The following is a 22080-nucleotide window of genomic DNA, read 5'->3' as shown; positions in this document are numbered from 1 at the left end:
TGATAAAAATATACGTTAATTCACTAAAGATTTTGCTAAATTTAAAAAAAACATTTTTTGGTCTTTGTAGTTGCGTAAAAAGTGTTTATTTTGTTATAATTAATATAAAATTAAAAGTTTATAAAAAAGGAGCTTTATGGCAAAAGGACAAAAGTCATTTTTTGAACGTTTAACAGAAGTTAATGACTCATACGATGAAAAAAAACAAAATAAAAATACTACTAATAAGAAAAAGAGAAGTTATGTAAATATTGCTATTTTATCAACTCTAGCAGTTGGTGGAATTTTAGGTATTACAATACCAGCAGTAATTAATAGTACAAAAGTTACTTACGAACAACCAACTAAAGAAAATGTTGATGTTTTAGAATTTAAAAATAGTAATGGTACAGTAACTAAAATTAATGTAAAAGAATTAACAAATGTTTTAGCGGATACAAGTAAAAGTAACCAAAACAAAGTAAGTTCATTATACAAAAAAATTATTTTAGAGTGATATAAACAAGAGCAACGTGCTTCACAATTATATGAACATATTTTAAATAACTCATTAATTAGTGGCGAAACAGTTAGAAGTGATATTAAACTAAAGAAAATAGACGATATTAGAAAAGAACAAAAAGCAAAAATCGAAGAAGAAAGAAATAATATTCAAAAGAAATATCCTTTCCAAACCTGAGAAAAAGCATTTCTAGAAAAATTACAAACAGAAGAATTTGGTAAAAGTAATACAGTTGAAGAAGCAACTGATTATTTAGTATTTAAAGAAATTGAGAACGAAGCATTAAGACGTTATACAATTGAAGTTAAATCACAAGATTTAACATTCATTAATAGAGTTGCTAAAAGAGATATTTACGATATAGATGAATTTGGAAATACTTTACCACAAAAAGTTTTATTCCACAAAGGTGATAAGGTTTTACCATTCTATGAAGAAAATGTAAATTACTACAAAGATACTTCTAATGATAAAAAAGTTGTTACATTTACAACACGTTCATTCGTTGAAACTTTAAAAAATCCAACAAAATTAATTGATGGTTACTTTGATTCAAATTCTTTAATGACAGTAGAGTCTATAATTTTACCTGGTGCTCATAATCCTGAATTAACAAAACCTTTTAAATTTGACGATAAATCAAAAGAAAAATTAATCAATCTTTTAAGTTATTCATCAATAGTTAAAACAAAAAAAGATGGTGAAAATACAACTACAGAAAGAGAATTTATTCAAAACGTTGAATTATTTAAAACATTCGAAGAGGCAAGTAAGTATTCTTTAATTAAAGAAGATCAAACAAGCGAAGATTTTCAATACAATAAATCATTATATTCAAGTTACATTGAATCTTTAACATTAACAAAATCAGACACACTTCTAAAAAACAGTTTAACAACATTTAAAGATTTATTTAAATCAAACCAAGAACAAGCTTTAGGAATAATTGCTAGTGATGAACTTTCATCAAATAACAAAAAAATTCCTACAATTGCTTTAAATGAAATTTATAAATTACCATCAGGTATAAACTCTGATTTAGAGAAAAAAATTAATGATCTAAAAAGTGAATTATCAAACACTAGCGGGGTTGCTAACGATCAAACATTTATTGAAAAAACATCTCTATTAAACAGTTACATTAATAGATTAATTAATTCTATGGATAATGCACAATTTGATAAATGAGTGAAAGAATCATTTAATACTCATTTCAATATTAATATCGATAATAAAGATTACAATTCTACAGTTTATAAAGTTTCTGATAAAAATGATTATTACGCTTTATTAAATAACACTGGAATTAATTTATTTAAAGTTAATTCAATATCTGAAAAAGATACTTACATGAAAATGTTTAAAGATGATATGATCAATGTTTTAAAAGGGTTCTCAACACACTTTGATTTAGTTAATAAAATTAATAGAAAATACTCTGAAGAAGAAGTTGTTGTTGAAGCTTTAAAAGATAATTCAATGAAAAATGTTTTAAAAGAAACATATAATCCAATCGTAACTGATAAAAAAGAAAAATACACAGATGAAGTTCTTGAAGAATACTCAAACATCGCTTACTCAATTCATAATGGTAAATTAAATGTTGATATTACAAATAATTTAGATAAAGTAGACAAATGAATTAAAGATACATACAACACAGAGACAAACTTAAACTTAAGTTATAAAGATGCTAAAATGAAAGTTGCATATTATGATCTTGTTGCTAAAAACTTTAGCTATTCAGAAGAAAGTGCATTTAATTTATATGAGAACGCATTAAGAAAAATGTTAAAACAAGGAGAGAATAAATAATGATAAAATGAATTAAAAAAGTTATTTTACCAGTATCATTAGCATCAATTAGTGTGGCAGCTATTTCTTGTGGAAGAACTGCCGATTCAATTGAAAAAACTAAACAAGATGAATTGTTTAAAGATACAAAAGTAAAAACGGAAGTTGAAAACTTATGAATTGAAAATGTTTTAAAAACATATTATTCAGTAGAAAATAACAATGAATTATTCTCAAACCAAGACTATAAAGATGCAGCGTTCCAAACTTACAAAACATATGTTGAATACCAAAATCAAAAAGATTCAAAATATTTAGAAAAACAAATCACAAACTTACTTTCACTAGGTGTATTAAACGAAAATGATTATAAAGAATTAGAAAAAGCTTTTTCTTTTAAATCGTTACCAACATTAGAACAATTCTCTATTTTATACAAAAACAAATCATCTGATGTTAGATTATTAGTTAACAAACAATTGTTAGTTAATAAATATTTAACAATTTCTAAAAAAGAAGAATTACAAAAAGTTGATAATTCTAAATACTTAAAAAATAAAGATAAATTTGATCAAAACAATTTCTTATTAATTGATTACATTCTTGACAAAAATTATGTTCAATTATGAGAGTTTAAATCAAGCAAAGAACAAGATTTATTCACTACAAAATATAAAACAATCTCAAACATACAAGAATTCAATGACATAACATTAAAAAACTACACAACAGATAATGTTGTTTCATCTAACTTATTATTCTCAAATAATAAAAAAATTGAAACAAAATTAGGTGGTTATGTAGGTATTCAAAAAACTCCATTCAGCTTTGATAACTCATTAACAGCATTATCGCAAGACAATGTATTATTAAGCGGTTTCTACAATTACTCAACTAAAAACTTAGTTAAAGTTACAGAAGATGGTAATTTAGCTGAATCTATTAAAATCACTAACAATGATGGAAAAATTAACATTTCTTACCTAAATAGAATTATGCCTTTAACTAAAAAAGTTGCTAATCCAAACGATAAAGAAAAAGAAATGACAATTTTTACAATGGATAACACTATTTTTGCACCTAATTTATTAATACTAACAACAATTTTATCTGTTAATGATGAGTCACTTTATAATAAAGCTGTTGAAGCATTCGTTGCTTTAGGTAATAAATTAACAATAACAGAAAATGATACATTGAAAAAATCGTTAGAAGGATCAAAGTTCCTTGGCTAGTATTTTTACAAAAATTATAAATAGAGAAATTAACTCTAATATAATTTATGAAGATGATAAAGTTATATCTATTTTAGATATTAACCCTAAACAACCAGGACATTTTCTAGTTATACCAAAAGTGGAAAAAACAAGCATTATTGAACAAACCGATGAAGAAATTAGTTATTTAATGAAAATAGCACGTAAATTAGCTATGGAAAAAATTAAAAATAACGAAGCTACAGGATTTAAAATCGTAATTAATACTGGTTCTAGCGCAGGTCAAGAAGTAATGCATACACACGTTCACGTAATACCATACAAATAATCGCATTGCGATTATTTTTAATACTATTTTTGTTTAAAATAAAAAGCACATCTTAATTTATAAGAGATATGCTCTGAAACGCTCATAATTAATCTGTATTGCTTAGTTTTAATCATTTAGTAATTTGTATAACTCAACAACATTTTCAAGCGGTATTTGTTGAATTCTAATGTTTTCGTCATACCCTAATTCACTAAATGATTTTAAAATTTTATCATTTGTATAAACTGTTTTAAGAGAAGTTATTAATTTCTTTCTTCTGTTATTAAAACATAATTTAAAAAAGTCTTTATATATATTTCATGTTTGATTATCAATATCATCATAAAATTTTAGAGATATTATTGCTGAATCTACCTTTGGTGCAGGTGAAAAAGCATTTTTAGGAACAATAAATTCTATTTTAGTATCTGCTAAAAATTGCGCACTTAATGATAGTTTAGAATATTCTTTAGAGTTCTCTTTTGAAACTATTCTTTCAGCCACTTCTTTTTGCACCATTAATATTGCTTCGTTAAAAATATCACGGTGTTCAAATATTCTAAACATAATATCTGTCGTGATATAGTAAGGAATATTTGCTATTACTTTTGATTTTTCTATCGATGAGAGATCGCTTTTTAAGAAATCTTCATGAATGAGTGTAAGGTTAGATTCTTTAATTTCGCCTTGAATTACATTAACCATATCTTGGTCAATTTCAAATGCGGTAACCTTTTTAGCTTCTTTAACTAATTCTTTTGTTAAAGCTCCGCGCCCTGGACCAATTTCAACTATATTATTGTCTTTTATTTCAGTGACTTTTAAAATTTTATTGATAATATTATTATCTTTTAAGAAATTTTGTCCAAATTTCTTTTTTGCATATACTTCTTTTTTCATTTATAAATTAAATAACCTTCTTAAATTTCTATTTATTTTGTCTACAAATTTATCTAAACCAACTTCTTTTAAGGCTGCAATATAGTAACTTGTGTAAACAACTGTGTTGGGCTCATTTTTTTCTCCTGAGTATGGATGTGGTCTTAAGTATGGTGAATCTGTTTCGGTTAGCATTTTTTCCAATGGAACAAATTTAACTACTTCTCTAGTATTTTCGCTTGAATTGAATGTGACTACACCACTAAAAGAAAAATATAAATTTTTAAATTCCATGAACTTTTTAGCTCACTCAATGTTACCTGCAAAAGTATGCAACATAACTTTTAAATTTGGATATTTTTTAAGTATTTGATATGTATCTTCATAAGCTTGGAATTCATTTTCTTTATCTCTAATATGAATAACTGCAGGTAAATTATATTCACTTGCTATTTTAATTTGTTCTTCAAAACAATGTAATTGAACATCTCTACCAGGACCGTCTTCATAATAATAATCAATACCTATTTCCCCGATCCCAACTATGTTATCTAAGTTGTGGATAACTTTTTCTTTAAAACCTTTAATAGAATCATTATTTTTAATGCTTTCAGGATGAATTCCAATACATGCTTTTAAAAGAGGATATTTTTGTGATAGTTCAATAACTTGGTCATTTTCTTCAAAATGACCACCATTATTTATTATAAATTCAACTTTATTATATTCTGTTGCTTCAACTATTTGTTGAATAGCAAACTCGCTATAGTATGAGTAGTTTACGTGTGCGTGTGCATCTATAAATTTATTTCTTCTTTTACCCATTATTTACCTAAACAGAAGTTAGAAAACATTGTATCTAATAAATCTTCTCTATTAGCTCTCCCTTTTATTTCTTCTAGTGAATCTCAAGCATCGTATAAATCTACTATTAGAGTATCAAAAGTATACCCTTCATTTTTAGCTAATTCTAAAGCATCATCAATATGTCTTTTAGATTTTTTAATTAATGATAACTGTCTTGTATTTGAGAAAATTCTTTCATCTAAAACATCGATATTTTTGAAGTTTTCTACTAAAGCTTTTTCGAGATCTTCGATTTCTTTTTTAATTGCAGAAATATAAATAAATCCGTCTTTTTTGCCTTGCACCAAGTCAGATTTATTCATAACTTTAATATAATATTTGTTTAATTCTTTAGATTTTTTCTCAATTTCAATATCGAACTCATTATTTTCTTGAGATGGGTCTAAAATGTGTAAAATTAAATCCGCTTGTTCGATTTGATCAAAAGATTTTTTAATACCCATTTGTTCAATTATTTCATCAGTTTTTCTAATACCAGCGGTATCAATTAATTTGAATAAAATTCCATCAATTTGATAACTTGCTTCGACTAAATCTCTTGTAGTTCCAGCAATATCAGTTACGATGGCTTTTTCTTCAGAAAGTAAAGCATTTAAGACACTACTTTTACCAACATTTGGTTTACCTAAAATAGCGACTTTAACACCTTCGAATATGTATCTACTTTTTTCGGAAACTCTTATTATTTCACTAAATTCTTTAGATAATTCACCTAAAGTGTTGATAAATAACTTTGAAGTTATTTGATCAACATCTTCATATTCTGGATAGTCAATATTAACTTCGGCTGTTCCAATTAGTAGACTAATTCTATTATTAATTTTATCTAATAAATCACTTGTTTTACCTTTAAAACGAGAAACACTTGCGTTAGCTTGTCTCGTTGTTTTAGACATTATTAAGTCATGTATTGCATCCGCTTTAACTAGGTCTAATTTACCGTTTAAAAAAGCTCTTCTTGTAAATTCGCCAGGTTCAGCTAGACGTGCGCCATGCACTAAAAGCAATTCTAAAATTTTATTTGTGACAACGATTCCGCCGTGACAATTTATTTCTATGATAGGTTCTCCAACGTAGTTGTTATAAATCATTTTTCCGTCTTTGTTTTTTTTACCTATAAATCACATTACTAAAACTTCATCTATTAAAGTTTCTTTATCATATATTTCACCATAAGTAATTTGATGATCATGACCAATTTTACCTTTGTATATTTTTTTTATTATATCTACCGCGTTAGGACCGCTTAGCCTAACTATGGAGATGGGCTGGTTTGTTCTTGAACCAGAACTTATTGCTGCTATATTATCGTTCATATTTATTAATTAAATAAAAGGTGATTTTAATCACCTTTACATTATTATCCATTCATTAATTCGTTTTCTTTTTCTTTGCTTAATTCGTTAATTTTATCGATATTTTGGTCAGTATGTTTTTGAATAATGTCTAAGTAATTTTTTGCAACATCTTCAGATAACTCATCGTTACTCTTAATTAATTTATTAACATCTTGTCTAGAGTTTCTAACTCCGACTTTTGCATTTTCTGTAAGTTTTTTAAGGTTTTTAACCATTTCGATTCTACGTTCTCTTGTTAAGGCAGGGAATGTAAGTCTAACTTGGTTACCTTCATCAACTGGTAAAATACCTAAATTAGCTTTTTCTAATGCTTTTGTAATTTCTTTAACTGATGTTAAGTCATATGGTTTAATTAGTAATTGTTGTGGTTCTGGTACACTAATATTTGCTAATTCTTCAAGTGAAGTAGGAGTATCATAATAATTAATTCTAACACCCTTGATTATTTGTGGGTTAGCTCTTCCTGTGGATAATTTTGACATTTCAAATTTGAAATGTTGTATTGCTTTTTCGTTTTTTTCTTCTAATTCCATTAAATATAATTCTATATCCATTATTACCTCTGTGTTACCTTTGTGTGTTCTATTTTGCCTTCTAGTACTTTAATTATTGAGTTTTCTTCTAAAAGGTTAAAAATTATTAAATCAATATTATTGTCTCTAGCCATGCTTGTGGCTGTTAAATCCATAACCTGTAATTTTTTCTCTAAAATTTCATCATATGTAATTTTATCGAATTTCTTAGCGTTTGGATTTGTTTTAGGGTCTGAGTCATATACTCCGTTTGTTCCGTTTTTACCCATTAATATTACATCTGCGTTTATTTCTGATGCATAAAGTGTTGAAGCTGTATCTGTTGTAAAGTATGGTCTTCCTGTTCCACCTACAAATATAACCACTTCTCCATCTTCTAAATATTTAAGTGTTTTTTCGTTTACGTATGTTTCAGCAATTTTTGGATCAATGTTCAATGAACTTTGAACTCTAGATTTTAATCCAGCTTGTTCAAAACCACTTCTTAATGCAAGTCCGTTCATTATAGTTGCTAACATACCGATATAATCTGCTCTATTTCTTGGTATTCCGTTTTTTTCAGCAGAAGCACCTCTTCAAAAGTTACCACCACCAATAACAACCGAAATTTGAATCCCTTTTGCTACTACTTCTTTTAGTTGAAGAGCTATTTTTTTAACTAATTCACTATCAATCGCAAGGTGTTTTTCTTTATTTGCAAAACCCTCACCAGATAGTTTTATCAATATTCTTTTATAATTATTCATTGCACCTCTCACCATATATTTAATATTTTAATAATTATAATAGAAAAATGAGAATTTTTGTCATTTGCACGCTAAAATAATGAAAAAAATTATTTTTTGGACGTTTTTAACTAGTATTAATATATTTTCGTTTTTTGAATATTATATTGATAAAAAACATTTGTTTGATAATTATTATGAAATTTTTTCTAAAAGTGCATTATTATAGATTAAAAAATAAAATCTTGTATAATTTTAATACATAAAATTTATATAAAGGAGTTATATGAATAATAAATACTTATTTGCCATCGATTTAGATGGTACAACATTACTTTCTAGTTCTACTGGTGAAGTACACGATCAAACAGTTAATGCTATAAAAAGAGCTGTTTCTTTAGGACATAAGGTATGTATTTTAACTGGTAGACCATGAAGAAGTACTAAATTTATTTATGATACATTAGGTCTAGATACAGTAGTTTCAAATTATAATGGTGCACACATCCACCACCCTAAAGATGATGGTTTTATTCCTTACATTAAATACTTAAATTTAAATGAAGCTTTATATGTATTGGGTGATGAAAAAGTACAAAAAGAAGTTTCTAATATCGCGATAGAAGGACCTGATTGAGTTCAATTACAAAAAAGAGATCCTGATTTGGAAAAAGTTTTTGGGTTTAGCTCATCAGCTAAACTAATGATTGGTTTAGATTTTCATAAAATTCCACTTATGCCTACAGGAATTATTTTTGATGTTAAAAAAGACACAAATGTTGAAGAATTAAGATCATATTTAAATGCTAGATATGGTGATTTAGCTGAATTCTCATATTGAAGTAAAGGTGAAGGATTATCTCCTGTTTTTGATATGACTAATATCACAGCAAATAAAGGTAAAGCATTAAGTATGCTTATGAGATATTATGATATACCTGTTGAAAACACAATTGCTTTAGGTGACGGTTTCAATGATGTTCCTATGTTTAAGGTTGCTAACGTTTCAGTTGCTATGGGTAACGCCACAAAAGATGTAAGACAATACGCAACAGTTAAAATCAATAAAACAAATAGACAAGGTGGAGTTGGTTGATACATAAACAAATTTTTAGATAATCCTGAACTTGAAATATCTAAATCTAATGAGAAGAAAAAGAAAAGAATTTTAGAGGATTAATAATGCTTTTTTATGATAATTTGGATAAAGTTAATTTAGATGATTACAATGTAATTGGAATAGATGAAACAGGTGTTGGAGATTATTTCACTCCAATAATAGGTTGCGTAGCTTATTTACCTAACGAATTAAAAGAATGGGCTATTAACTTAGGTGTTCAAGATTCTAAAAAACTTAGTGCAACTAAAATTAATTTTATTGCAAAAGAATTAATGAAGAAAATCAAGTATAAGACATATACTTTAACTCAAAAAGGTTACAATAGTTTAACTTCAAAAGGTTTTAATGCTAATGAAGTAAAATACTTTATTCACTTTAATGCTATTAGTAATTATTCAAATTCTTATTTAGATTTGAATAATTTTGAGAAAGATATTTTTATAATTGATAGATATTCTACTTTTAATTCTATTTTAAAATATAGAGATAAATTTAACTTTATAGCTGATTTTAAAAAAGTATACGAATTAAATAATCAAGTGTTTTTTATTACTAAAGCTGAAAGTGTTCATTTATCAGTAGCTTGTGCTTCAATTATTGCTAGATATTATTTAGTTAATTATATGAAAAAACAAAACGAAGAGTGAAATTTCCAATTTCCACTTGGCGCTAGTGCTAAAGTTAAAGAATCTGTTGTTGAATTCGAAGAATTATACGGTAGAGATTCGCTTGATAAAGTGTGTAAAACTAGCTTTAAAATTAAATAATAAAACATAACTGGTATAAATTAACCAGTTATGTTTTTTATATCAATTGAGATGATTTTTTAAAAATGTCTTCTGTTACTATTGCTTTGTATTCTTTAAAATTATTAATTGAGTCAGATAAATCTTTTATTTTTTTCTCTATTTGTGGAATTATAGAGTTTTTTAAATTATATGATGCAGAAATATTGTTATCTTTTTCATATTCTTTAACTTTAGATTTGAAGTTAGAAAGCGAATTATAACTATCTATTAAGTCTTTAATTATTTGTTTTTCAGATTCGAAAGTTTCGATTCTTTGTGCAATTTGATTTTCAACTATTTCAATTTGTGAATCAATTTCTTTTGTGTTTGTACTGTTTTTGTCTTTTAAACTAATATATTTGTCATATTCTAATTTAACTTTTTGATCATATAAGTCTTTCAAATTCTTTTCTCATTGATCGTTTTCTGCATTTAAGTAAGCTGCGGCAGTATCAACTTTATTAAGAATATCACTTATATAAACATTTTCATTAACAAGTTCAACTATTAATTTATCAATAGAAGGGTCAGATATTAATAATTGAGATGCTACGATTTTATTTTTTGCGTATGTTGTTACATTTATTTTTTGTTCAATACTTAAATCATTAATTGAAGAATTGATAAATAAGTCGTTATATTTATAAATTTGAGTTTCGTCTTTTAGTGTAGCGATAACTTTTATATTTGTTTGATTTTTAACACGTTCTAGTAGTTCAATAATTTCGAATTTGTCTAATAGATCAATATTTTCAATGAAAATAATTGTATTTGAGTTAATGTTTCATTTACTGTAAAATAGTTTGTAAAGAATTTTTGTTACTTTATTTCTTTTTGTGTAAATAAGTTTTTCAGTATTTAATTTATATACATTTTTGAGTGGTAATTCATTTTCTTTAGTATTAAAATTTAATTACTTGAGCTAACATTCTTACGATTAAGTCTCTAAATGATTCACTTTGGTTTGTAACCATAATAAATTTATTTTGTGTTTTGAATGAATTTATAAATAGTTTTTCAACTACATCTTTGATTCCGCTTTTTTCTAAGCTATCTAATGTTATTTTTTTGTTTTCATACATTTTTGAATAGTTTTTAGCGTATCTATTTAAAGGATTAAATAACTTAACACCTTTGTATAGGCCTCAAATTACAAATCCTAATATCATAAATCCGATGTAACTTAAAATAACTATTAATTGTGATGGATCATATTTTTCGTTAACTACAGGTGGCAATAATGTTACTATAATAACAATACCAATAAGTATTAGAGTTAGCACATAAAATACTTTTTCTCAGTTTGGTATTTTAAATTCTTTTCTTTTGAATGAAATAACTAATATAGATAAGATAGCTATTAAATATAGAACAAAGAAAACTAAATTACCAGCATTTAAAACTGCACCAAAAGAGTTAGAAATTCCTAACACTTGAGGAATTATTGTTAATAGTATCATTGCAAAAATGCTAATTACTGTAACGAATTTAATTGCATTTTTGTGTTGACCATTTTTTGCAACTTTAGCAAGTGAACTTGGTAGAAAACCATCTAAAGCAAGTGGAACAACTGTTTTTGCATAGTATACCATTGAGAATATTGTTGATGTAATTTGTTTGAATAATAAACCTATTGTAAATAATATAATTCCAGTGATACCTAGTGTGTTTCTCATTATTAATGCTACGTAATCACTTTGATTTGAGTTTGGTATCGTAGGTATAAATGAGAATAATAAGAAGAATATTAAGTAAATAAATATTACGAATCCAAATAAATATAATAATATTTTTTGGAAGTTTTTTGTTTTGACGTTTGTCGATAGTCCTGCTAAACCTTCAATTCCACCATATGCATAGATGAAACTAAGGATAGAACTAATGATTGTAAATGGAGTTATTGTTTCGAGTGTATTATTATCTTTTTTAAATAAGTGTATTTCGGGGTTTGATGCAACTAAATAAACCACAACACCTAAAATTAAGACAAAAACAGCTCATTTAACAATTCCGCTTCATAAGATTACTTTTTTTGAAACATTTAGGCTAAATGCGGATATTATTGTTAATATTATAAAAAATAATAAAGAACCAAGTTGTAATAGTATTTTATAATCTTGATTTTTAATAAATAATCCGACTAATGTTGAAAAAAATAATGGCGTAGTAGCGGAAAATAACGGAGCCTGCATAAATTGATTTCAACCATTTAAAAATCAAAATCATTTGTTTTTTGGGAAAGCTTCTTTTGCGTAAACATATGATCCACCAATTTTATTACCAAAATATTGAGTACCTCTTGCGTAAGCGAGCATAATACCTCCCGCAATTAGAGATGTAATGGCAAAAATTAGTAAACTATAGTTTCCTGTTTTGATAACACTTTGAATAGTTGCTATAAAACCAAAACCAACTATAAAGTTTATACCGTAAAAAATAAAGCTTTTTTCACTAAATTTTTTGTTCATTTTTCCTTTCTTTGTTTATTGTTAATAAATTTAATTTTTTAACAATTAAAATTCTACACATTTTTATTAAAAAGATTAATAAAAACTGTTTTTAAACTAAAAAAACGACTTTTTACTATAAAAAACGAAAAAAATTACGTGATTCACACGTAATTTTAAATATTATTATTTGTTGATGTTGTAGAATGATTTAGCACCATCAAATTTTGATGTTGTACCTAATTCTTCTTCGATAGCTAATAAACGGTTGTATTTAGCAATTCTATCTGTTCTTGACATTGAACCTGTTTTAATTTGTCCTGTGTTCATTGCAACTGCGATGTCAGCAATTGTAGAATCTTCTGTTTCACCTGAACGGTGTGAAACAACTGCTGTCATGTTTGCTTTTTGAGCCATTTGAATAGCTTCAAATGTTTCTGTTAATGAACCGATTTGGTTAACTTTAATTAAGATTGAGTTCATTGATTTTTCTTCAATAGCACGTTTTAAGATTTCTGTGTTTGTAACTGTTAAGTCATCTCCAACGATTTGAACTTTGTTTCCTAATTCAGCTGTTAATTTTTTGAATCCTGCTCAGTCAGCTTCTGCTAAACCATCTTCGATTGAGATAATTGGGTATTTAGCAACAAGTGATTCTAAGTAAGAAATCATTTCATCTGTTGTATATTCTAATTTAACATCTGTTAAGTTTTCAAATCCTGGTTGTTTTGATTCGATAGCAGCTTTTAATTTACCAAATGTGTAAACTCCGTTTTCGTATAATTCTGATGAAGCACAGTCCATTGCGATTGCAACTGCTTTTTCACCTGAAGTTGCTGGTGTATATCCAGCTTCTTTAATAGCTTCCATTAAGAAGTCAAGAGCTTCTTCGTGTGATCTGAAGTTTGGAGCAAATCCACCTTCATCACCAACTTGAACACCATGTCCATTCTTTTTAAGTAATTTAGCTAAGTTGTGGAATACATGGTTAGCCATTTGTAATGATTCTCTTAATGATTTTGCACCAACTGGCATAATCATGAATTCTTGGAAATCAAGTGTGTTTGATGCGTGTTCACCACCATTAATAACGTTTAACATTGGTAATGGTAATAAGTGAGCGTTAAATCCACCTAAATATTTGTATAAAGGTAAGTCTAATTCATTTGCAGCAGCTCTAGCTGTAGCTAATGAAACTCCTAAAATAGCGTTAGCACCTAATTTAGATTTTGTAGGTGTACCATCTAATTTAATCATTGTTTGGTCAACTAAACGTTGATCTGTAACTTCTAACCCTTCAACAACTGGTGCAATATCGTTGTTAACGTGATCTACAGCTAACATAACACCTTTTCCACCGAATCAGTTTGATTCGTATTTAGAACCTTTATCTCTTAATTCTAAAGCTTCTCTAGAACCTGTTGATGCTCCTGATGGAACCATAGCTGAACCGTATCCACCTAATTCAGTGTAAACTTCAACTTGAACTGTTGGGTTACCACGTGAATCTAAAACTTCACGTGCGTGAATTTTTGAAATTTTTGACATTTTATCTCCTATTTTATAATTAAAATTCATTATATATTATTTGTATATTTGTAATATATTTTCAATTATAACACTTTTTATTATTGATAATATACATATTAATGTTTTATTGGTTTAAAGCAGGTATTTAAATTATTTAATTACATCAATTTTTTTATCATAAAGCAACTCTAAAAATAATTAGAATTTTTATTTATTTTTTTCAAAAAGTTATAAAATTAATGAAAAATAAACCAAAAAAGGAGTTTTTATGATTTTTGCAACATACAAAGAACTAAAAGAAAATATATATGATATCAACTCTTGGTCAGTCGATGTTATCTCTGTTTATGACGCTTTAAGAAAAGTGTTTAAAAAATATATCGATAATACTTATCAAGACTACGAACAATTAACACAAAGTTTTTATACAAGAAATGATAGATTTTTAAAAGTAGCTCATGATTTTTCATTCTATTTAATGAAATATTTAGCTGATAATAATGCTTCAAGCGAAAAAGATGGTGTTAATAAAGTCTTAATTGAAAATAAGAAATTATTTGTAGAATCTAATAACGAAGAAGAATTAAGAGAAAAAGTCTTAAATTTAGCTAAACAAATTTTTAGAATTACACATTTAGATGGTTCAACTAGAGACATTTTATTGTTAGTTGATTTACTAAATAATATTGATAATTCTAAAATTGAAATGGTAGAAAAATTAGACTTTAATTTTCACCCATTTAATGGTTGTGATATGCCTTCTTAAATTCATCGAATAGACTTACAAAATATAAGTCTATTTTTTTATATCAATTCTCTTCTTTTATGCCTATGAACAAGTGTTTTTAGTCGATTTTTTCAAATGAGTTTTTCTTATTAAAAAACGCTTATAAAATAACTGCAAAAAATACCATATTTTATCGGATTTTTCTTTTGTATTTTTCAATTTTATTATAATCATAGAATGCGAAAAAAACGAAAGGATAACACATGAAAAAGAAATACATATTTTTAGGTTTATTCGGTTTAGTTATTGGTGCATCAATAGCAGTCGCATCTGCTATTGCAGCAAAAAATCAAACTAAAATAGATAAACAAAAATTTGAATTAAACGAAAAAGAAAAAGAAATTCAAATGTTAAGAAACAAAGATGATCCAACATCTAATTTGGAAGCAGAAATTAATTTGAAAAATAAAAAAATTGAAGAACTAGAAGAAAGTTTAAGAACAAGCCAAGAAAAACTTAATTCTTTAACACAAACTAGTGAAGAGCTTACAACACAAATTAATTTATTAACAACACAAAAAAATGAACTCGCAGAAGAATTAAAAATTGAAAAAGATAGAAGCGAAGAACATAATCAATTTTTAAAAGAGAAATCAAAAGAAATTCAAATTAAACAACAAAATATAGACAATTTAAAAGAAGAGAAGAGACTTCTAGAAGAAAGATTAAAACAAGAAGAAAGTGCAACGACTAGAAATGAAAATTCAATTAATTCTTTAAAAGCTCAAATTGAACAAAAAAATAATGATATTAATGCAAAGCAAAGAGAAAAAGAACAATTAGAGCAACAATTAGAACAAGAAAAAATACGTTTTATTGAAAGTCAAGAAAGAATTGAAAGATTAACAAATTTAGTAACTACAAAAGATGAAGAAATAATTAATTTAACAAGCGAAAAAAATAATCTTTTGCATGAAAAAACTAACTTGCAAGATAATTATAATAAATTAGAAAGTCAAAAACAAAGATTAGAAGCAGACTTACAAGAAAAAACAAGTGCATTAAATTCTAAAGAAACAGAACTTGAAAATTATAAAACTATGCACGCTAACACAAATTCGGAATATCAAAATAAACAACAAGAGTTAGAATCCGAAAAATTAAAAAGAGAATATCTAATTCAAAATAACAAATTAAGAATTGATTACAATGATATTTCTAATATAACTTGAGAAAGTGCAAAGGAAAGCACAAACAGTATAAACCAAAATAATTTTAATTTCCATTTAGATCAAGGTTTTAGTGGAATTTATAAATCACATCATTTTGATGATGAATCAAATTCTTTGATTTTAACATACTCAATTAAAAAAGGAGATGATGGTAATCCTGAAAGCGAAAGTTTTGAATATAGATTTCCAAAAGAAGACTTTTTAAGTATTCCTAAAGATCCTGAAACTAAAAAAGTAATGATCGAAAAAATAACAGTTTATAGCCCTAGTGTAAGACATGAACAATTATTCAATAATAGAGAAATTAAAATAACTAAAGAACAAGCACGTAAATGAAATATATCAGATGGGGTATATAGAGTAAAATTTGACGATAATTTATTACAATCTAAAATTTATTCTGGTCATATAACTGAAACTGAGCAAGGTCTTACAAATAGAACTGTAAAAATATTTGGAAAATTAGAAAATACAAAGCACGAAGACTTAAACAATATTAGATATGAAATGGACTTAATTTTTAAGGCTCCGTATACCCAAACCGGTAGTTGAGCAATGAATGGTGGTGTAAGAACTTCAAATAATATGTTTGCTGTAGACCTTAATAAATCAAGTGATGTAAAACGAAATCTTATAAGTGGTTTATTAAATTCGGGTATTAACAAAGGGTGAGATAACGATTCAAGACATAATAAAGATCAAACAAATGATAAAAATGAAATAGTATTCAAAACTAAAAATGATGATTACAAAATAGTGGATAGAATTGATGTATGATTCGAAAAAAATGCAAATTTGAATCAAAAAATGATCTTACCTCAAGAAATTATAATTTTTAGTTCTGACGATGGTAATACTTGAACACCTGTTAAATATCAAAGTAAAGTAAAAATAGAAGATTTTGGCAATGTAAATAATGTAACCTTTACCCATAGTAATAAAAATCAAAACTATAAATCTTTAACTACTAATGATAGAAAAAGATTAACAATTAGTTTTTATCCAACAAAAGCTAAATACTGAAAATATAGCTGAATACCACAACAAAATAAATTATCTGAAAATAGTGTTGAAAAAGAACACGCAATGGTTTCATTTAAAGACTTTAATATTAGATATTTAAACATAGATTTAAATAGTAACTTAAACGAAACATGAGAAATAAAAGTCGAAGATGATAAAAGATATCTTCTAGAGAAAGCTAGAGATGAAGCTATTCGTATAAAGAGAGAATTAACAGAAACTAAATATAAAGCTATAAAACGTAAATTGGAATATAAAATAAATGGAGCGTTAAAAAGCTTACGAGATAATGATTCTGAACATTATGAACAAGTTTATGAAATATTAAATAAAGAGATTGAAAAAACTAAATTAAGAAAATTAGATGTAGATAAATATTGAGAAAAAGAACTTGATGAAGTTGCCGAAAATATGTCTATTAATTTCAAAGATAAAAATTGAACAAGTAGTTCGTTGACTTCAAATAGCAATATTACTTTTGACTCTATTGACGAAAATAATTATCAAGCTAATTTAATAACTGCTGAAAAGACTGTTAATAATGATAATCCTGGAGTCATGATTTACTTTACATTAACTAAAAACGGTAATATGAAAAAATACTACAGATTAATAGAAAAATATAATTTCATAAAAAATAGCGAAAAATTTGAAGTCGTAGGGCGTACATTTTATGGTAACGCTTTAAGACTTAAATTACATATTTTAGACAAAAATATTACCTTAGATAAGTTGAAAGGTGATGATTGATATCCTAAAAATAACCCAAGAGTGGTTTACTATTTAAATAAGGAATATAAAATCAATATTAAGTTATATGATAACTATAATACCTTAGACCAACCAAATAATAATGCAAAAACTATTGGTTTAGTTGCTAATTCTTGAAACGCAAATGATAGAACTGTAGATATTTTTATATTTAGATCTGAATTCGGGGGAATACAAGCTAAAAATAATGAAATTTTTAACCCTAAAAAGAATGGTAAATATTTAGTATTAACTACAGAAAGTGAAAATAAGGGTAATAGTGATGATATGGTTAGAATAAGAATTAAGCCAGAATCATTTTATAACACTGTTGAAAATAATGAAATTTTAGATCCTAAATTCAATGGAGTTACTCCTAATACTGAAGAAGAACAAAAAAATATTGAAGCAAATCTAATTTTAAAATGAATCAATTTTTAATTGAAATTAATAAAACACAATAATAAAATTAAAAATGTTCCTTTTTATTGATAGGAACATTTTTAAAAATTTATTTTAACTCTTCAACTACTACTATTTCTTCTTCGTCATCTTTATTTACATAAGTTTTAATAATTGGTGTTGCTTTAATTAAAAAGTATGAAGCTGCAAAAACATAAACTGGTGGGTTAAAAATACCGATTATAAGTGCTGTTTTAATACCACTGAATTCAATCATTTTATGACTTATTAAATATATTTGCATAATAATGACTACTAAATATGCAATTCCAAATAAAATACCTAGTATTATGACAAATATTGTTAACGAACTTACATTTGTACTATTTGTTCCTTGACTAAAGGCTAAGGTACCGACTGAAAGTAGTCCAATAATATAACTTAATATAGGCATAATTGCTAATGCAACTATCATTAATATTCTAGAAGTCTTTAAATTTTTTATATCTTTTTTCAAATAGTTTTTATTTTTATTTAACATTATTTCTCCTTTATTATAAATTTATTATACATTATTTTGTTTTTGTTTATATTGAGCAAAAAATCAAGAATCACACTAAGATGTGATTCTTGATTTGTTATTAGTTATATTTTATTAATAAAGGAATTGATAATAATGATTCATTTAAATTTGTTAATAATAAAGTTAATTCTAAAGTGTTTTCATCTTTAATTATCAAGAATGATCCGTATATATCATCAATACCATCATAATTAAATTCATTAGGAATTTTTAATGATTCTAGCAACAACTTAATTTGACCTTTAATTTTTCTTTGTTTTTCCGACAATTTATTGTCGAAAGGATTAGTTTTTGGGAGTGGTTCAGTTTCTATAAATGTTTTAACAAACTCGAATATATTTATGTTGTTATTTTCTATAACAGCGTCTTTAATTTGATTTAATTGTGCATCTAATCTTTCTTTTTGTTCAGTTAAACTTTTATCACTAAAAGTCTTAATTAAATCAAATGTATTTGGAAAGTCGGATTTATTATTTTCTTGATTACCTTTATTTAATAAGTTATTGATATATTCTAAATTATAATAATGCTTATAATTAATTTTTAAGTCAGGTTTAACACCTTCTTCAACATCAACTAAATCAGAAATACTTTTAATTTCACTTTCTTTTTTATTAGTTGTATAAGAACCGTTAACTGAAGAGATGAATAATGAAGTACCATCAGGTAATGAGGTTGGTAAAACTGAGAAACCACCTCCACCTGAGTTGTTTCCAATTATTGTTGCTCATTTATTTTCTTTTGCTATATGAGCCATTATGTTTGCTGCTGAAAAAGTATTAAACGAAGTTAAAATATAAAATTTAAAATCATTTGCAAAGCTATCATTATCTAAAAATTCGTTATTTTCGTTGTTATCAACTGTATAATCTTTTAATGTAATTGAATTATCTATTTTATTTATTTGATAATCTTTGACATGTTCGTTAGTTAAGAAGCTCAATGCTTTAAATAATGAAATAGTTTCACCACCACCATTACTTGTAAAATCTAATACTATATTCTTAATTTTTTTACTTTCTTCCAAGTTTTTATTATCGTTTAAAATAGTTTTTAGAGATTTTTTATAAAAATCAAAAGTACTATTACCTTCCTTAAAATCAAATAAGTATGTAGTTATAAAAGCTGTATTACCTTCTTTATAGATATTTGATCCGTCATTAACTCTTTCACTATAATTGTTTTGTTTTTGATCAAATAACATAGTTGATGAAAGTATTGAATTATTAAAATTAATATTTTGATTTCCGTATTCGGTAAAGGGAAAAGAATTATTTTGATTTAAAAACGAAAAGTTTTTTACTACTGTATGTCTATCACTTAAATTATTTTGAAGTACATCAATATAACCAAAATTATTTTTAACAATTTCAGTTGATAAAATTAAATCTTTTTGGTATTTTGTGAGTGTATCTTCTCATTTTTTATTATTAAATTTTTTATCTTTTAATCCGTAAAAATTATTCATTAAGAATTTTAATGTATTAAAATTGTATTCCCTATCTTTTAAGTCTTGATTTGTTTTTAAATTAACTATTTTTCTCTTAGTATCACTATTTCCATTATAAACGGTATCAAAACCATAAATATGATTATCATTTAGATATAAATTGTAGTAGTTAGGATTAGCGAACAGTATATTAAATATAGGTAATGGTATTAACACTTCGTTATCTAATTTAATAAAATCAAAACCTGATTCATCTAGTGAGTACTCAACTCATTCTGAGTTTGATTGAACTATTTTTTTACTACTATAAAAGTCAAGGTGAATATTAGGGTCTAAAGAATCATTTTCTTTTACGAAATTTCAAAAATCAGGACTAGTAGCGGAAAAAGTATTTTTATTTAAATCTATTTTAATTTTTTCCTTATTAGGTAATATATATTCTATAACTTGATCGTTTTTTATTATGTTTATACCTTTATTTACAAATAATCCATCTAATTTATAAATCATATCTCTTAAACCTACATAAATTACTTTTTCACCTTCTTTATTATATGTAGTTATATTTTCATCCATAAAGTTATAACCCTCAAAGTAATTTGTAAATGTGTTACTTTGAGATATTAAATTAGACTTATTATTTAATTGTTTATTATTTATTACTTCATTTGTATTTTTTATTAATGTAGTTAATTCGTTATTTTTGCTTGATATTTCCGACTTATTATTTAGTATTTTATTGATTTTTTCAACTTCTTGACTATATAAATCAGGGTATATATTTTTTAAATATTCTAATAAGGAATTTGCATGATCTTTTGTTATTGAATATTGATAAATATCACTATGATCTTTTTGTATTTTTCTAATTAATTCCTTATTTTTATTTATCATTGTAGTTTTTAAATTATACAATTCTAAATTTTTTGTTTCTATATTAGTATCATCATTTTGATCTTTAGATAAAAAGGATGTAATTTCGTTTATTTTATCAGTTATTTCAGAAATTGGTTGGTCAAATTCGTTTATAGTCTCGTATTTAGATTTATTATCTTTTATAGTCTCGTTAATTATTTCTAGATTATAAAGAGAGTCCGCAATTGAAGTTTTCTTAATTATTAATTCATATTTAAGGTTGTATTTATTAACCTCTGAATTAATGTTTTCTTTATTAACTTTATTATTAATTAGTTCATTTATACTATCTTCAATTTTCTTTGCTTCATTTTTTAAAATTTGATACCCTTCACTTTTTCTTGAATATGAATTTATTAAGTCGCTAAATTTAGACTTAATATTTTCTAATTCAACATAGTTAGTGTTTGTGTTATTTTGTTGATCGTTACTATTTTGTTCTTGATTTTCTGAGTTAGATGTATCTTTTTCTATTGATTTATCTTGTTCTTGGGTTTTAATATCTTGAGTAATTGAATCATCTTTTTCTTTTGCTTCTTCTTGATTTTCTTTATTTTTTACTTCATTTGTAGTTTTCGGTATTTCATTATTTGCATCTTGTTTGTTACTAATGTTTTCACTTTTAATAGCATTGTATCTATTATTAGTATTTGAGCATGAAACTAATGCTATTAACGGAAAAGTGGAGGCTATAATACCTGTTATAAATTTATATTTTTTCTTCATAATTTTCCTTTTGCATAATTTTAAACCATTTTTTGAAAAATATTTTTATTTTTGAAAAAGTCCAATTTATATGAAATTAATTTACTAAAAAGCTTCATAAAAAAACTTTTATGACTATATTGTAGGCTTAAAAAAAATAAAAATATGATACACACGGCTATGTTGTTTGGTATAATATATTAGCTATATTTTATAGTTGAAC

Annotated in this window: 17 protein-coding genes; 7 read left to right on the top strand and 10 right to left on the bottom strand. The window is 25.4% G+C overall.

What is annotated here, in order from left to right; all coding sequences use genetic code 4:
* Nucleotides 1-136: 136 nt before the first annotated feature.
* Genes HTZ87_RS03120 through hinT form a run of 3 tightly spaced genes read left to right on the top strand, consistent with a single transcriptional unit; the run spans nt 137 to nt 3841 of the window.
* Nucleotides 137-2317 (top strand): HinT-interacting membrane complex protein P80, encoded by a 2181-nt coding sequence (locus HTZ87_RS03120; protein WP_174893103.1) that lies wholly within the window; start codon nt 137-139, stop codon nt 2315-2317.
* Complete coding sequence (locus HTZ87_RS03115; protein WP_174893102.1) at nt 2317-3531, top strand: HinT-interacting membrane complex lipoprotein P60; 1215 nt, start codon at nt 2317-2319, stop codon at nt 3529-3531. Before HTZ87_RS03120 ends, HTZ87_RS03115 begins: the two co-directional genes overlap by 1 nt.
* A complete protein-coding gene (gene hinT, locus HTZ87_RS03110) occupies nt 3524-3841 on the top strand; it encodes a histidine triad protein HinT (protein WP_174893101.1) in 318 nt (105 codons plus the stop codon). The genes HTZ87_RS03115 and hinT overlap by 8 nt, the downstream gene beginning before the upstream one ends.
* A 108-nt stretch (nt 3842-3949) precedes the next feature.
* Here the strand turns inward: hinT and rsmA are convergent, their stop codons facing one another.
* Genes rsmA through pyrH form a run of 5 tightly spaced genes read right to left on the bottom strand, consistent with a single transcriptional unit; the run spans nt 3950 to nt 8206 of the window.
* Complete coding sequence (rsmA, locus tag HTZ87_RS03105; RefSeq protein WP_174893100.1) at nt 3950-4723, bottom strand: 16S rRNA (adenine(1518)-N(6)/adenine(1519)-N(6))-dimethyltransferase RsmA; 774 nt, start codon at nt 4721-4723, stop codon at nt 3950-3952.
* The gene (locus tag HTZ87_RS03100) at nt 4724-5527 is read right to left on the bottom strand and encodes a TatD family hydrolase (protein WP_174893099.1); all 804 of its coding nucleotides are present in this window, start codon (nt 5525-5527) and stop codon (nt 4724-4726) included.
* On the bottom strand, nt 5527-6885 hold the full coding sequence (mnmE, locus tag HTZ87_RS03095) for a tRNA uridine-5-carboxymethylaminomethyl(34) synthesis GTPase MnmE (RefSeq protein WP_174893098.1): 1359 nt from the start codon (nt 6883-6885) through the stop codon (nt 5527-5529). Before mnmE ends, HTZ87_RS03100 begins: the two co-directional genes overlap by 1 nt.
* 44 nt (nt 6886-6929) lie before the next feature.
* Nucleotides 6930-7481: a ribosome recycling factor gene (frr, locus tag HTZ87_RS03090; protein ID WP_174893097.1), complete on the bottom strand. Its 552-nt coding sequence runs from the start codon at nt 7479-7481 to the stop codon at nt 6930-6932.
* A gap of 2 nt (nt 7482-7483) precedes the next feature.
* A complete protein-coding gene (gene pyrH / locus HTZ87_RS03085; RefSeq protein ID WP_174893096.1) occupies nt 7484-8206 on the bottom strand; it encodes a UMP kinase in 723 nt (240 codons plus the stop codon).
* Nucleotides 8207-8471: 265 nt separating this feature from the next.
* Between pyrH and HTZ87_RS03080 the strand changes: the two genes are divergently transcribed.
* Nucleotides 8472-9365 carry a Cof-type HAD-IIB family hydrolase gene (locus tag HTZ87_RS03080; protein ID WP_174893095.1) on the top strand — a complete coding sequence of 298 codons (894 nt, stop codon included), beginning with the start codon at nt 8472-8474 and terminating at the stop codon, nt 9363-9365.
* A gap of 2 nt (nt 9366-9367) precedes the next feature.
* The gene (locus tag HTZ87_RS03075) at nt 9368-10072 is read left to right on the top strand and encodes a ribonuclease HIII (protein WP_174893094.1); all 705 of its coding nucleotides are present in this window, start codon (nt 9368-9370) and stop codon (nt 10070-10072) included.
* A 37-nt stretch (nt 10073-10109) separates the two neighbouring features.
* Here the strand turns inward: HTZ87_RS03075 and HTZ87_RS03070 are convergent, their stop codons facing one another.
* From HTZ87_RS03070 to eno, 3 genes are all read right to left on the bottom strand, one after another.
* On the bottom strand, nt 10110-10496 hold the full coding sequence (locus HTZ87_RS03070; RefSeq protein WP_174893093.1) for a hypothetical protein: 387 nt from the start codon (nt 10494-10496) through the stop codon (nt 10110-10112).
* Nucleotides 10497-10995: 499 nt separating this feature from the next.
* Nucleotides 10996-12561, bottom strand: a complete 1566-nt coding sequence (locus tag HTZ87_RS03065; RefSeq protein ID WP_174893092.1) for an APC family permease — start codon at nt 12559-12561, stop codon at nt 10996-10998.
* 165 nt (nt 12562-12726) lie between these two features.
* Complete coding sequence (gene eno, locus HTZ87_RS03060; RefSeq protein ID WP_174893091.1) at nt 12727-14088, bottom strand: phosphopyruvate hydratase; 1362 nt, start codon at nt 14086-14088, stop codon at nt 12727-12729.
* Nucleotides 14089-14338: 250 nt separating this feature from the next.
* On the opposite strand from eno, the gene HTZ87_RS03055 reads away from it, so the two are divergent.
* Both HTZ87_RS03055 and HTZ87_RS03050 read left to right on the top strand, forming a co-directional pair.
* On the top strand, nt 14339-14836 hold the full coding sequence (locus HTZ87_RS03055; protein WP_174893090.1) for a hypothetical protein: 498 nt from the start codon (nt 14339-14341) through the stop codon (nt 14834-14836).
* A gap of 224 nt (nt 14837-15060) precedes the next feature.
* Nucleotides 15061-18243, top strand: a complete 3183-nt coding sequence (locus HTZ87_RS03050; RefSeq protein ID WP_174893089.1) for a hypothetical protein — start codon at nt 15061-15063, stop codon at nt 18241-18243.
* A gap of 70 nt (nt 18244-18313) precedes the next feature.
* Here HTZ87_RS03050 and HTZ87_RS03045 read toward each other — a convergent pair whose 3' ends face one another.
* Both HTZ87_RS03045 and HTZ87_RS03040 read right to left on the bottom strand, forming a co-directional pair.
* A complete protein-coding gene (locus tag HTZ87_RS03045; protein ID WP_174893088.1) occupies nt 18314-18745 on the bottom strand; it encodes a hypothetical protein in 432 nt (143 codons plus the stop codon).
* 100 nt (nt 18746-18845) lie between these two features.
* Nucleotides 18846-21878: a S41 family peptidase gene (locus HTZ87_RS03040; RefSeq protein WP_174893087.1), complete on the bottom strand. Its 3033-nt coding sequence runs from the start codon at nt 21876-21878 to the stop codon at nt 18846-18848.
* Between the last annotated feature and the right edge of the window lie 202 nt (nt 21879-22080).

Origin of the sequence: Mycoplasma sp. OR1901, from assembly GCF_013348745.1 — a bacterium.
Taxonomy (GTDB): domain Bacteria; phylum Bacillota_I; class Bacilli_A; order Mycoplasmatales; family Metamycoplasmataceae; genus Mycoplasmopsis.
The sequence above is the reverse complement of the archived record's forward strand: the minus strand, read 5'-3'. Positions and strand labels throughout refer to the sequence as shown.